At 63.1% G+C, this 13,965-nt stretch carries 12 protein-coding genes; 2 read left to right on the plus strand and 10 right to left on the minus strand.

The window, feature by feature from the left end; translation table 11 throughout:
* The 10 genes from ABTW55_RS10085 to fdnG all read right to left on the minus strand — a co-directional run bounded on the left by ABTW55_RS10085 (position 1) and on the right by fdnG (position 10,855).
* Positions 1-276 (minus strand): type II toxin-antitoxin system RelE/ParE family toxin, encoded by a 276-nt coding sequence (locus tag ABTW55_RS10085; protein WP_033636570.1) that lies wholly within the window; start codon positions 274-276, stop codon positions 1-3.
* Complete coding sequence (locus ABTW55_RS10090; protein WP_041037283.1) at positions 276-536, minus strand: CopG family ribbon-helix-helix protein; 261 nt, start codon at positions 534-536, stop codon at positions 276-278. Before ABTW55_RS10090 ends, ABTW55_RS10085 begins: the two co-directional genes overlap by 1 nt.
* A gap of 82 nt (positions 537-618) precedes the next feature.
* Positions 619-2,460 (minus strand): selenocysteine-specific translation elongation factor, encoded by a 1,842-nt coding sequence (gene selB / locus ABTW55_RS10095; protein WP_060423484.1) that lies wholly within the window; start codon positions 2,458-2,460, stop codon positions 619-621.
* Positions 2,457-3,851 carry an L-seryl-tRNA(Sec) selenium transferase gene (selA, locus tag ABTW55_RS10100; RefSeq protein ID WP_033649528.1) on the minus strand — a complete coding sequence of 465 codons (1,395 nt, stop codon included), beginning with the start codon at positions 3,849-3,851 and terminating at the stop codon, positions 2,457-2,459. Before selA ends, selB begins: the two co-directional genes overlap by 4 nt.
* 69 nt (positions 3,852-3,920) lie before the next feature.
* On the minus strand, positions 3,921-4,526 hold the full coding sequence (locus ABTW55_RS10105) for a glutathione S-transferase (protein ID WP_033636563.1): 606 nt from the start codon (positions 4,524-4,526) through the stop codon (positions 3,921-3,923).
* A 40-nt stretch (positions 4,527-4,566) separates the two neighbouring features.
* The gene (locus ABTW55_RS10110) at positions 4,567-5,217 is read right to left on the minus strand and encodes a DcrB-related protein (protein WP_033636562.1); all 651 of its coding nucleotides are present in this window, start codon (positions 5,215-5,217) and stop codon (positions 4,567-4,569) included.
* Between the two features lie 114 nt (positions 5,218-5,331).
* Positions 5,332-6,261, minus strand: coding sequence for a formate dehydrogenase accessory protein FdhE (gene fdhE, locus ABTW55_RS10115; RefSeq protein WP_033649531.1), 930 nt, complete (start codon positions 6,259-6,261; stop codon positions 5,332-5,334).
* Positions 6,261-6,896 (minus strand): formate dehydrogenase cytochrome b556 subunit, encoded by a 636-nt coding sequence (fdoI, locus tag ABTW55_RS10120; protein WP_004934017.1) that lies wholly within the window; start codon positions 6,894-6,896, stop codon positions 6,261-6,263. The genes fdhE and fdoI overlap by 1 nt, the downstream gene beginning before the upstream one ends.
* Positions 6,893-7,795, minus strand: coding sequence for a formate dehydrogenase subunit beta (gene fdxH / locus ABTW55_RS10125; protein WP_004934014.1), 903 nt, complete (start codon positions 7,793-7,795; stop codon positions 6,893-6,895). The genes fdoI and fdxH overlap by 4 nt, the downstream gene beginning before the upstream one ends.
* A gap of 12 nt (positions 7,796-7,807) precedes the next feature.
* Positions 7,808-10,855, minus strand: a complete 3,048-nt coding sequence (fdnG, locus tag ABTW55_RS10130) for a formate dehydrogenase-N subunit alpha (RefSeq protein WP_094887892.1) — start codon at positions 10,853-10,855, stop codon at positions 7,808-7,810.
* Between the two features lie 415 nt (positions 10,856-11,270).
* Between fdnG and sodA the strand changes: the two genes are divergently transcribed.
* Both sodA and ABTW55_RS10140 read left to right on the plus strand, forming a co-directional pair.
* A complete protein-coding gene (gene sodA, locus ABTW55_RS10135) occupies positions 11,271-11,891 on the plus strand; it encodes a superoxide dismutase [Mn] (RefSeq protein ID WP_004934003.1) in 621 nt (206 codons plus the stop codon).
* A gap of 126 nt (positions 11,892-12,017) precedes the next feature.
* A complete protein-coding gene (locus ABTW55_RS10140; protein WP_049215033.1) occupies positions 12,018-13,946 on the plus strand; it encodes a methyl-accepting chemotaxis protein in 1,929 nt (642 codons plus the stop codon).
* Positions 13,947-13,965 lie beyond the last annotated feature (19 nt).

Consider the following 13,965-nt stretch of genomic DNA (forward strand, 5'->3'; position numbering starts at 1 on the left):
CTATCGCTCTTCGCGGGTATGCCAAATACGCAGAACATAAATCGTTGCCGGCTGCACCTGGTAACGTATCTCATAACGGCCGACCAGAATACGCCTCACTTCCTGCGGTAAAAACTCGTCCAGTCTTTCACCCAGGCGAGGATTATCAAGCAACGCTTTAGGCGCGGCGACCAAGGCCTTCACCGAATTCGCTGCCGCAGTACGGTTAGCCAAGGCAAGAAACTCAAACAAACGCGCCAAATCCGATAGCGCCTTACTCGTCCATTTTAACTCCATCAGCGCGGTACCGGCAGCGGATCGTCACTGTCCAGGCTGGCAGCCCAGGCTTCTACCGATTCATGATCGATAACGTTTTGCTGTTCGACATCGGCCAGCGCCGCCAGCGTTAATCGACGGCGCTCTTCCTCTTGCTCAAGCCAGGCGGCGAGGGCTTGCTTCACTATCCATCCCCGTGAGCGGTCAAGTTTGGCGGCCATTTCATCCACCTTTTCAGCCAAAGGCAGCGGCACATGAGCGGTGATGACTTTCGTATTCATCGTCTTGCTCCTCAGTACAATCAATATCAATCAAAGTGATTAAAGCTGATTATACCGCCATCAGAGAACAAAAAACACGCAATCAGTTGCCGAACAACCCGCCGTCGCGCAGCAGATGCTCGTTACCCTTGCGGCGGGTAAAGCCGCTGCGATCGAAGAACTCCAGCACCTGGATCGCCAGCTTGCGCCCGACGCCGAGCCGATCGCGGAAGTCGGCGGCGTTGGCGCCGCCCCGCTCCGCATCCAGCTCGCGGATCAGCGCCGCGAACTGTTCGATGCGTCGGCTGAGGTAATAGCGATCCACCACCACCGCCGTCACATGGCCCAGCTGGGCCGCCTTGCGCAGCAGCGCCCGCACCCGGCTCTCCTCCTCGCCCAGTTCGCTCGCCAGATCGCGCACCCACCACGGCTCGTCGCCAAACAGCGGTTCGATGCGCGCCCACAGCGGCGCCTCTTCGGCGCTGAACGCCAGGCCGTGTTCCGGCAGGTGCAGCCAGCCGCGCGTATTGCGCAGCGCGCCGGCCTTCAGCAGCCGATCGATCATCATAAACACCAGCGTTTCCGGCTGCTGAGGCAGGGCCATGCGCCGCAGGCGGGCGCGCCCTAACCCCAGCTGGTCGGCGTGCTGTTGGTGGTACTCCGCCAGCACCTGCAGCAGCCGGCTCTCCGCCTGTTGCACCTGATCCTGCGCCAGCGCCCGGTCACCGACGATCAGCAGATCGCGGTTCGCCAGCAGTGCCGCCAGGCCGTCGTCGGTCAACTGACGCGCCCAGGCGAACGCCGTCAGAGACAGCGCGCCGTGCGGCAGCTCAAGCGTCAGCGCCTGCGCATCGTCCTGCGCGTTCGCCAGAGCCTGCAGCCATGCCAGGTAGTCCGGCTGGCGTTTGCCGCGCTTGGGCGCGCTCAGCCTGAGCACCCGGGCCGCGCCCAGCGTTTGCCGTGCGCCGATATCGCGCAGCACCAGCCGATCGTTCTCCGCCAGCCACAGCGGGCGATCGAGGATCAGTTCCGCCAGCCCGTCGTTCAGCAGCGAAATGCGCCCGGTGATGTGGCTGGCGGCATGGTGCAGGTGCAGCGGCTGCCAATGGCGGATCGGCCGATCCGCTTCCAGCGCCACCAGAATACGTTCCGCCGCCTCCGGCGGACGCTGCGCCAGCAGCCAGTCGCCGCGCGCGACACGGTCTTTATCGACATCGCCGCTGATGTTCAGCGCGATGCGTTGCCCGGCCTGCGCCTGCTCCACGGCCTGATTTTGGGCGTGCAGGCCGCGCACCCGCACCGGCGCGTCGGCGCCGGTCAGCCACAGCGTATCCCCCACCTGCACCCGGCCGCCGAGCGCGGTGCCGGTCACCACCAGCCCCGCCCCTTTGACGCTGAACGCACGGTCTACCGCCAGGCGAAAACGGCGCGTCAGCGCGTGCTCGCCGGAGGGTAGCGCCAGCAAATGCGCGCGCAGCGCCTCGATACCCTCTCCCGCCGCCGCCGCGGTAACAAACAGCGGTGCATCGGGCCAGCCCTGGCGCGCCAGTTCGTCGCGCACCTGGCGGCGTACCTCGCCGACACGCGCCGCGTCCACCCGGTCGGCCTTGGTCAGCGCCACCGTCAGCGCCGGGCGCCCGCTCAGGCGCAGGATCGCCAGATGTTCGCGGGTTTGCGCCATCACGCCGTCGTCGCAGGCCACCACCAGCAACGCATGGTCGATGCCGCCGACGCCCGCCAGCATGTTGGCGAGGAATTTCTCGTGGCCGGGCACGTCGATAAAACCCAGCACCCGGCCGTCCGGCTGCGGCCAGTAGGCGTAACCCAGATCGATGGTCATACCGCGGCGCTTCTCTTCCGGCAGGCGATCCGCGTTGATCCCGGAGATCGCCTGCAGCAGGGTGGTTTTGCCATGATCGACATGGCCGGCGGTGGCGATGATCATGAGGCGCTCAGCGCGTCGATCAGCGCCCCTTCCTGTTCCAGACAGCGCAGATCCAGCCACAGCCGGCCGTCACCGAGGCGGCCAATCACCGGCTGCGGCAAGCGGCGCCAGCGTTCGGCCAACGCTTCCAGCGTGGCGCCGCGGCCGTCGCGCGGCGTGAAGGTCAGCGCATAGCTGGGCAGGCGATCCACCGGCAGCGAACCGCTGCCAATTTGCGACCAGCACGGTTCGGCGCGCAGCTCGAAATCGGCGGTGAACCGCGGTGCCAGCGCCGCCAGCAGCCGTTCGGCCGCCTGTTGCATCTCCTGCTGCGGGCGGGTCAGCAGCCGCAGCGTCGGCAACTGCTCAGCCAGTTTTTCCGGCTGCAGATAGAGCCGCAGCGTGGCCTCCAGGGCCGCCAGCGTCAGCTTGCCGACGCGCAGCGCGCGCTTGAGCGGATGCTGCTGCAGGCGGGCGATCAACGCCTTTTTGCCGACGATGATCCCGGCCTGCGGGCCGCCCAGCAGCTTATCGCCGGAGAACGTCACCAAGTCGACGCCGGCGGCCAGCAGCCGCTGCGGCATCGGTTCGGCGGGCAGGCCGTACTGCGCCATGTCGATCAGCGAGCCGCTGCCCAGATCGGTGGCGGTCGGCACGCCCTGTTCGGCTCCGAGCTGCGCCAGTTCAGCCTCGTCGACCGCCGCGGTAAAGCCCTGAATGCTGTAGTTGCTGGTGTGCACTTTCATCAACAGGCCGGTCTGCTCGTTGATAGCCTGGCGGTAATCTTTCAGATGGGTGCGGTTGGTGGTGCCGACCTCCACCAGTTGGCAGCCGGCCTGGCGCATCACGTCGGGTATGCGGAATGCGCCGCCGATCTCCACCAGCTCGCCGCGCGACACCACCACCTCTTTACCGGGGGCGATCGCCGCCAGCATCAGCAGCACCGCCGCCGCGTTGTTATTGACAATGCAGGCGTCCTCCGCGCCGGTCAGCCGGCACAGCAGATCCGCCACCGCCCGATCGCGATGGCCGCGCCCGGCGCCGTCCAGATCGTACTCCAGCGTCACCGCCTCCCCCATCACCGCGCTCACCGCCTCCTTCACCGGCTGCGCCAGCAGGGCGCGCCCGAGGTTGGTGTGCAGCACGGTGCCGCTGAGGTTGAACACCGGCAGCAAAGCCGGGCGTTGCTGCCGGGCCAGCTCGGCCCGCAGCGCCTGCGGCCAGTCGCCGCACCAGGCGGGTAAACGTTGCTGTTGCCCGATCGCGTCGCGCGCCTGGGCCTGCAGCCGGCGCAGCAGTTCGCCGATCAGCGTCTGGCCATGCTGCGCCACCAGCGGTTCAATCGCGGGTTCACGCAGCAGGCGGTCGATGGCGGGCAGTTGGCTGTAAAGAAGGTGGGATTCAGTGCTCATGGTCGCTCGGTTTTCAATTTAGACGTATCGGCATAGCAAAACCCCGCCGCGGCGGGGAGAAAAGAACGTTCAGGGCGGCGCGGTGCGGGCGAAGCTTTCACGGGCGAACAGGCGTTCGGCCAGCTTGACCAGCGCCGGGCGCCCGACGCACCAGTTGGGCAGGATGCGGCGGAAATTGAGGTAGCCCAGCGCGCAGCCGGTGGCGATATCCGCCAGCGTCAGCCGCTCGGCATTGAGCCACGTTTTGTCCCGCGCCAGCGCCTCCAGCGCATCCAACCCGTGCGTCAGTTTGTCACGCTGGCGCAGCATCCAGTTTTCGTCCTGTTTTTCCGGCGCGCGCCGGCTTTCGCGAAACAGGGTCGCCGCCGCTTCGGTCACGCCGTCCGCCAGCGCCGCCACCTGGCGGACGCGCAGCGCGGCGGCGCGTTCGGCCGGCAAAAACGCCGGCTCCACCGTCAGCAGTTCGAGGTATTCGGCCACCACCGGCGAGTCGTAAAACACCTCGCCGTCATCGGCGATCAGCACCGGCACCTTGCCGAGCGGGTTAAGCTCCTTCACCCGGCTGCCTGGCTCATACGGCGGATCGTTGACGAATTCGAACGCGATCCCTTTTTCCAGCAGCATCACGGAAATCTTGCGCACAAAGGGGCTGGTATAACTACCGATAAGCTTCATCCGGTCTCCTCCGCTTCGTCCTGGCCGCAGCGCGGCGCCCTTACTTCACCGCCAGGGTATCGATAATCCGCTGCACCAGCGCCTGATGCACTTCCGGCGTTTTGGCCGGCGACAGCATTTGCAGCGTCACCACCCGCTTGTTGAACACCGTCAACACCAGCGTGGAGACCACCTTTTGCCCGTTGACGGTCTGCTCGGTATCCACCCGGCGAAACTTCTGTTTGCCGACGCTGAAGTTCTCTTCTTTGGTGGTCTGGATATTCTGATAGCGCTCGGCCAGCACCGTGATGGCGCTCTGCGCCAGCTCTTTCAGCATTTTGTCGCTGGTATTGAGCTTCATGCCGTCCGGCGGGATCACTTCGGAAGAGACCGCGCTCTGGCGCGACTTGCCGTCGAGAAAGCGCTGAATGGTGGAGGTGCTGTCGTTGATGATGCCGCTGTTCAGCGTTTGATCGCTAAAGCCCGGCGGCAGCTCGAAGGTGATTTTGCCCTTCTGCAGCGACACGTTCAGCCCCGGCGGCGCGGGCGGGGTTTCTACCGGCGCAGGCGGCGGCGGTGGCGCGGGCTGCGTCACGGTCGGCTTGGTGTCCGGTGGCGGCACCGCCGGTTTGGTGTCGTCTTTGTTGTCGCAGGCCGCCAGTCCGACCGCCAGCACGGCGACCGCGGTCAGTTTTGCCAGGGTGTTTAACATCGTGGTTCCTTTCGCTTGGCGCGTTATGGCCTAAACGTAGCAACTCGTCCGGGCGAATGCCAGAAGCCCGTGCTGAAATTGCTGGTCCGGCCCCGCGCGAACGGGGCCGGGCGGTTACTCCGCCGGGAACAGGAACGGATTGATGCTGCTGCGGCCGAAGCCTTCTTCTTCCATGCGGGCGTCCAGCACCAGCGAAGCCAGATCGTCGGCCACCGCTTCGACCTGCGGGTCTTTTTCCTGATATAGGATCTTCAGGTAAGTGCCGCAGTCGCCGCAGCTTTCCGCCTTCACCGCCGCCTGCTCGCTGTCCAGCGACCAGTAGTTGAGATCGCGGGTCTGCTCGCAGTTGCTGCACTTCACCCGCACCACGTGCCATTCGCTTTCGCACAGGTTGCAGTGCAGGTAGCGCAGGCCGTTGACGGTGCCGATGTGCACCATGCTGGAGACCGGGATGCTGCCGCACACCGGGCAGAACTGGCGCTGCTCGCCGTATTCGGCGCGCGCCTTGCCGGGGATCAGGCTGGCCATCTGCGCCCAATAGAGCGACAGCGCGGCCCAGAGGAACGGCGCCTTCTCGCTGCCCACCTTGCCGAACTCGCGGTTGAGCAAGGCGTCGGCCATCAGCTCCAGCTCGTGCGCCGAGGCTTTCTCCAGGTTGTCCAGCACCGCCAGGATATGCTCCGGCGCCTGCGGGCGCAGCTCGGCGATCAGCGACGCCAGCAGCTTGCGCCAGTGCTCGCTGCGCGGGAACACGCTCAGATCGAGCGGCGGTTTGCCGCTGGCGGCGCCCTGCGCCAGCGCTTCGCTCAGATCGAGCTGCAGCGGATTATCGTGCAGCGCATGCTGCTGCGCCTGCGCCAGCTCGGCGGCGAAGTTCAGATAGTCGCCCAGCGGATTGTCGACAGCCAGCTGACGCAGGCGATCGGCGCGGCGGCTGTACAGGCTTTTCAGGTTGGCGAAAAGTAACGGCGGGATGTTCTCCGCCGTTGAGGACTTCTCACGCTGTGCCCCTAACTGCTCTTTAGGAACGATGCGGATACTCATCAGGGTTTATCTTCCTGTCGTTTCTCGCGGACCTCACGGTACCAGCGCGGATGATGTTTCTTGGCCCAGGCCGCTGGCACCCAGCCTTCCACCATCGCGGTAATGGTGCCTTTTACCCACAATGCGGCGTAAATGTGCACCATAATCACGATAATCAGGCCGACCGCGGCCAGCGAATGCACCAGCAGCGCGATGCGGATCAGCGGGATGGAGAACGACGGCGCAAAATACGGCCGCCAGATCACCACGCCGCTGGCCAGCAGCAGCACCAGGCTGATAATCGCCGCCCAGAACACGCACTTCTGGCCGAAATTATAGCGCCCGGTGTCACCCACTTCCTCGTTCATGGCGATTTTGTGGATGTTCTTGGCCCAGACGATATCTTCCCGGTTGATCAGGTTATGCTTCCAGTAGCGCAGGAACATCAGCAGGAACGCGGCAAACATGATCACCCCGACAAACGGGTGCAGAATGCGCGCCAGCTGCGGCGTCCCGAAGATGTTCATCAGCCAGTTGAAGGAGGGGAAGAAGAACCCCAGCCCGCTGATGGCGGCGAACACAAAGCAGAACGCCACGATCCAGTGGTTGATGCGCTCCGGTGCGCTGTAACGCTGAATGGGCTTTTCCTTTCTCATTTGCGCGTCTCCTCGTCGTGCGACTCGTCGTGCTCGTCCTCATCTTCGACGCGGTTAGGCCCGACGCCGACATAGTGGAACACGCTGGCCGCGAAGGTGGCGGCAAAGCCGATGGCCGCCAGGGGTTTCCACACGCCCTTCCAGAAGGTCACCGCCGGGCTGATGCTCGGGTTGTCCGGCAAACCGTGGTACAGCTGCGGTTTGTCGGCGTGGTGCAGCACGTACATCACGTGCGTGCCGCCCACCCCCGCCGGATCGTACAGACCGGCGTTCTGGTAGCCGCGGGTGTTCAGCTCGCTGACGCGATCCGCCGCCACCTGCTTCATCGCTTCCTTGGTGCCGAAGTGAATGGCGCCGGTCGGGCAGGTTTTCACGCAGGCCGGTTCCTGGCCGACGTCCACGCGGTCGACGCACAGGGTGCACTTGTACACCCGGTTGTCGTCCTTGTTCATGCGCGGCACGTCGAACGGGCAGCCGGCGATGCAGTAGCCGCAGCCGATGCAGTGCTCGGACTGGAAGTCGACGATGCCGTTGGCGTACTGAATGATCGCGCCTTCCGACGGGCAGGCCTTCAGGCAGCCCGGATCGGCGCAGTGCATGCAGCCATCCTTGCGGATCAGCCATTCCAGCTTGCCGTTTTCCTCCACCTCGGAGAAGCGCATCACCGTCCACGACTTGGCGGTCAGATCGGCGGGGTTATCGTACACCCCGACGTTGTGCCCCACTTCGTCGCGGATGTCGTTCCATTCGGAACAGGCCACCTGACAGGCCTTGCAGCCGATACAGGTGGTGACATCGATCAGTTTGGCCACTTCTTCCTGGTGGTCACGGGCGCGCGGCGCCGGCGTGAAACCATTGGTGGCGGATTTACGAATGATGTCTTGAGATTGCATGGCCATAATTCGTCTCCGTTACACCTTTTCCACGTTGACCAGGAACGCCTTGAACTCTGGCGTTTGCGTATTGGCGTCGCCGACGAACGGCGTCAGCGTGTTGGCGATAAAGCCTTTCTTCGCCACCCCTTCGTAACCCCAGTGGATCGGGATGCCGATGGTGTCGACTTCTTGGCCGTGCACCTGCAGCGTGCGAATACGCTTGGTCACCACCGCCTTGGCCTTGATGTAGCCGCGGTTGGAGCTGACCTTCACGGTATCGCCGTGCTTGATGCCTTTTTTCTCAGCCAGCTTCTCGCCGATCTCCACAAACTGCTCAGGCTGCGCGATGGCGTTCAGCAACGCGTGCTTGGTCCAGTAGTGGAAGTGCTCGGTCAGACGATAGGTGGTGCCGACGTACGGGAACTTATCGGATTTGCCCATCGCCGCCAGATCGTCCTTGAACACGCGCGCCGCCGGGTTGGACACCACGTTCGGGTGCAGCGGGTTGGTGCCGAGCGGCGTTTCGAACGGCTCGTAGTGTTCAGGGAACGGCCCTTCCGCCATCTTGTCGGTGGCGAACAGGCGGCCCATGCCTTCCGGCTGCATGATGAACGGCCCGACGTCGCTGCCCGGCGCGGCGGTGCTGTAGTCCGGGATATCGGCCCCGACCCACTTGGCGCCGTCCCACTCCAGCAGCTGGCGTTTCGGATCCCACGGTTTACCCTGCGGATCCGCCGAGGCGCGGTTATACAGGATGCGGCGGTTGAGCGGCCATGCCCAGGCCCAGCCCAGCGTATTGCCGAGGCCGGACGGATCGGCGTTGTCGCGCCGCGCCATCTGGTTGCCGGCCGGCGTCCAGCTGCCGGCGAAGATCCAGCAGCCGCTGGCGGTGGTGCCGTCGTCGCGCAGCTGCGCGAACGAGCTGAGCAGCTCGCCTTTTTTCACCAGCACCTTGCCGTCGGCATCCAGCAGATCCGCCAGCGCCTTGCCGTTGTTTTCCTGCGCCACCTCTTCCGGCGCCGGGTTGTCCGGCGTCAGGTAGTCCCAGGTCATGTTCAGCACCTGTTCCGGCACCGCACCGCCGTCGCGCGCATACATCTCGCGCAGGCGGCTGAAGATGCCCGCCAGGATCTCGCCGTCGTTCAGCGCTTCGCCCGGGGCGTCCGCGCCTTTCCAGTGCCACTGCAGCCAGCGGCCGGAGTTGACGATCGAGCCGTTCTCTTCGGCGAAGCAGGTGGACGGCAGGCGGAACACTTCGGTCTGGATCTGCGCAGGATCCACCTCGTTGAACTCGCCGTGGTTCTGCCAGAAGTTGGAGGTCTCGGTGTTCAACGGATCGATGGTCACCAGGAACTTCAGCTTGGACAGCGAAGCCACCACCTTGTTTTTGTTCGGGAACGACGCCACCGGGTTAAAGCCCTGGCAGAAGTAGCCGTTGACCTTGCCCTGCGCCATCATCTCGAAGTACTGCAGCACGTCGTAGCCTTTGTCCCACTTCGGCAACCAGTCAAAGCCCCAGCTGTTGTCCTTCTGCGCCTTGTCGCCGTAGAAGGTCTTCATCATGCTGACGAAGAATTTCGGGTAGTTACCCCAGTAGTTAACCTGGCCCGGCAGCAGCGCCTTCGGCGTGTTGGCCTTCAGGTAGGTGTCGAGATCGGTCTGTTTCTCCGACGGCAGCGTCAGGTAGCCCGGCAGGCTCTGCGACAGCAGGCCGAGATCGGTCAGACCCTGAATGTTGGAGTGGCCGCGCAGCGCGTTGACGCCGCCGCCCGCCATGCCCATGTTGCCGAGCAGCAGCTGGATCATCGCCATGGTGCGTATGTTCTGCGCGCCGACCGAGTGCTGAGTCCAGCCCAGGGCGTACAGGAACGAAGCGGTTTTATCCGCGACGCAGGTTTCGGCGATGTATTCGCACACCTTGAGGAAATCATCCTTCGGCGTGCCGCAGATGTTGGTCACCACGTCAGGCGTGTAGCGGCTCACGTGCTGTTTCAGCATGTTCCACACGCAGCGCGGATCCTGCAGCGTGACGTCGCGCTTGGCGAAGCCGTTCTCGTCGAACTGGTAGTTCCAGGTGGTTTTGTCGTACTTGCGGTTTTCCGCGTCGTAGCCGCTGAACAAGCCGTCTTCGAAGGCAAAGTCTTCCCGCACCAGCAGGCTGGCGTTGGTGTAGGCCTCGACGTACTCGCGGTTAAACTTGTTGTTGGTCATCAGATACAGCAACACGCCCGACAGGAAAGCGATGTCGGTCCCGGAGCGGATCGGCGTGTAGAAGTCCGCCACCGATGCGGTTCGGGTAAAGCGCGGATCGATCACGATCAGCTTGGCATTGTTGTGTATTTTGGCTTCCATCGCCCAGCGGAACCCCACCGGATGCGCTTCCGCCGCATTACCGCCCATGACGATAATCAAATTCGCGTTCTTGATATCAACCCAGTGGTTGGTCATCGCACCGCGACCAAATGTTGGAGCAAGACTTGCTACCGTTGGTCCGTGTCAGACACGCGCCTGGTTGTCTACGGCAAGCATGCCGAGAGCGCGACTAAATTTTTGCGACAGAAAACCGGTTTCGTTGCTGGCGGCCGAGGCGCACAGCATGCCGGTGGTCAGCCAACGGTTGACGGTAACGCCCTGATCGTTGGTTTTGATGAAGTTGGCGTCGCGGTCTTCTTTCACCAGCTTGGCGATGCGGGTAAAGGCGTCGTCCCAGCTGATGCGTTGCCATTTGTCCGATCCTGGCGCCCGGTATTCCGGGTACTTGAGGCGGCTTTCGCTGTGGATGAAGTCAACCAGGCCGGCGCCTTTCGGGCAAAGCGCGCCGCGGTTTACCGGATGATCCGGATCCCCTTCGATATGGAAAATGCTTTCTTTGGCGTTTTTGGCGCCATCACCAAGGCTGTACATCAACAGCCCACAGCCGACGGAACAATACGTACAGGTATTACGGGTCTCGCGGGCGCGCAGCAGTTTGTACTGCCGGGTTTCCGCCAACGCCACTTCGGGGGCAAAGCCCAGCGCGGCCACCGTCGTTCCTGCCATACCGCCAGCGCAGATCTTAAAGAACTGCCTTCTGCTGACCTGCATGGGGGTCTCCTTTACTCTCGATTGTCACATTGTTCAAAGGCGCCTGCCCGCTAGCGCGGCAAACGCGAATGTCACTGTTGTTATGCTTGCTACGAACGCCGGCCATATTACCACAGCGTGCTTGTGGTTGTTACACACTCGTGCTCATTCAGTGAACGCTTTGGCACATTTCGATACATTTCGGCGTTGGCGCTCCCTACAGTATAGAGAGTAACCCGCGCGCCGGGGCGACGGCTTCACGCAGCCATCCGCCCCTTCTTCTATCAGTAGGTTAGCGCAGCGATTTGATCGTTAACCACACAGTTCACAGGGCATTGATAATCATTTTCAATATCATTTAATTAACTATAATGATCCGACTGCTTACGCGGTGCTCACGCTTTGCGCCGCCCATACACCACTGGAGATGATGATTATGAGTTATTCACTGCCATCCCTGCCGTACGCTTACGACGCACTGGAACCGCATTTCGACAAGCAGACGATGGAAATCCATCACACCAAACACCATCAGACCTACGTCAACAACGCCAACACCGTGCTGGAAGCCTACCCTGAGCTGGCCAAATACAGCGTTGAAGAGCTGATCCAGGATCTGGATAAAGTGCCTGCCGACAAACGCACCTTCATGCGCAACAACGCCGGCGGCCACGCCAACCACAGCTTCTTCTGGAAAAACCTGAAAACCGGCACCACGCTGGGCGGCGATCTGAAAGCGGCCATCGAGCGCGATTTCGGCAGCGTTGAGAAATTCCAGGAAGAGTTCGAGAAAGCCGCTGCCACCCGCTTCGGTTCCGGTTGGGCCTGGCTGGTGCTGAAAGACGGCAAACTGGCCGTGGTGTCTACCGCTAACCAGGACAGCCCGCTGATGGGCGAAGCGGTCGCCGGTGCTTCCGGTTTCCCAATCATCGGCCTGGACGTGTGGGAACACGCTTACTACCTGAAATATCAGAACAAACGTCCTGACTACATCAAGGCGTTCTGGAACGTGGTCAACTGGGATGAAGCCGCCGCACGCTTCGCCGCGAAGAAGTAATTCGCCCCCGTTGATGCAGATGCCCGCCACCGGCGGGTATTTTTTTGCCTGAAATCCGCTAAAGTTTGACCACGTCTTGCCGATGGTTTGTTCAATTGACGTTCGCCCGGAGAAGGAAAAAACGCTATGGCGGCATTGCAAGCATTGGCAGGAAAGTTCACTCATCTCACCGTAGGTAAAAAGCTCGGTCTCGGCTTCGCACTGTTGCTGCTGTTGGCGGTCATCATCGCCGGCACCGGGGCGCAATATCTGCATATCATCGAATCACGCGCCGATCGCATCGACTTCAGCAACCGGCTGAACGAAGAGATCAACCAGGCCAAATACAACCGCGCCATGTACGGCCAGACCTACCGGCCGGAGTATATTCAGAACAACCGCGCCAATATTGAAAACGCCGTCAAACTGATAGACCACGGGCAGGCGCTGGACTGGGACGCCCAAAGCCGCAAGGATCTGCAGCGTCTGGTGACGCTGATCGGGGAATATCAGCAGCAGCAAAAAGAGTTTGAACAGGCGGTCACGGCGAAAGACGCGGTGCGCCAGAGCTGGAACATGTCGGAAGTGCAGGCCAGCCTGAGCCAGGTGGAGCGCCAGCTGACCAACGGCGATCTGCAGTTGGCCTTCATCCAGCTGAACCAGAAGCTGACCCAGGTGCGCTACGGCGCGCGCGGCCTGCTGCTGAGCCTGAACAAGGAAACCGAAGCCCCGCTGATGGCGGCCATCGACGATGCGCGCGACGCGGCCAATGCCTTGAGCCGCCGGGTCAGCGACGCGCAGCGCCCGCAGCTGCAACCGCTGCTGGCCGCGCTGGACGATTACAAAAACCGCATCGCGGCCTACCTGCCAGCCTATGAGCACGAACAGCAAATCAGCCGGCGGCTCGGCGAACGCGCGCAGGCGATCGGCATGCTGGTGAACGCCTTTATGCAGGACGAGCTGGCGCAGACCCACAATGATATCAATCTGGCGCAGCTGCAAATGGGCATCACCACGCTGATCGCCATCATCGCCGGGGTGCTTATCGCCTGGCGCATCACCCTGCAGATCACCCGTCCGCTGCACAGCACGCTGGCCATGGCGGAACGCATCGCCAGCGGCGACCTGCGCCAGGCGCAGACCAGCACCCGCCGCGACGAGCTGGGGCAGTTGCTGAACGCGGTGGCGGCGATGAGCCAAAACCTGCGCACCATGATTGAGAAGATCCAGATGGGGGTCAGCCAGGTCTCCACCGCCTCGGCGGAAATTGCCGCCGGCAACACCGACCTCTCCTCACGCACCGAACAGCAGGCGGCGGCGGTCGAGGAAACCGCCGCCAGCATGGAACAGCTGACCGCCACGGTGAAACAGAACGCCGACAACGCCCATCACGCCAATCAGCTGGCCACCGACGCCTCGCAGACCGCGCAGCAGGGCGGCAAGCTGGTGGAAAACGTGGTCAGCACCATGCGCGATATTTCCAGCAGTTCGCAGCGCATCGCCGAAATTACCACCCTGATCAACGGTATTGCCTTCCAAACCAATATCCTGGCGCTCAACGCCGCGGTGGAAGCGGCGCGCGCCGGCGAACAGGGCCGCGGCTTCTCGGTGGTCGCCAGCGAAGTGCGCAGCCTGGCGAGCCGCAGCGCCCAGGCGGCCAAGGAGATCGAAGGGCTGATCGCCGAATCGGTCAGCCGGGTGAAAACCGGCACCGAGCTGGTGGAAAGCACCGGCAACACCATGGAACAGATCGTCCGCTCGGTCACCCACGTGCGCGACATCATGGCTGAAATCGCCGCCGCTTCCGATGAGCAGACACGCGGCATCGCCCAGATTGGCCAGGCGATCGTCGAGATGGACCACACCACCCAGCAGAACGCCGCGCTGGTGGAAGAGTCCGCCGCCGCCGCCGATTCGCTGGAAGAACAGGCCGACATGCTGCTGCAGAGCGTCTCGGTGTTCCGTTTGGCGGAGCAGACTGAACCCGCCGCCGTGAAAGCCGCCGCGCCGAAAGCGCCGGCGGTAAAACCCGCAGCCGCCAACGCCGCAGCGGAAGAGAACTGGACCACCTTCTGACGCCCCGCCGCCCGCCCGA

This window comes from Serratia sp. SM04 (genome assembly GCF_040280225.1).
GTDB lineage: Bacteria > Pseudomonadota > Gammaproteobacteria > Enterobacterales > Enterobacteriaceae > Serratia > Serratia sarumanii.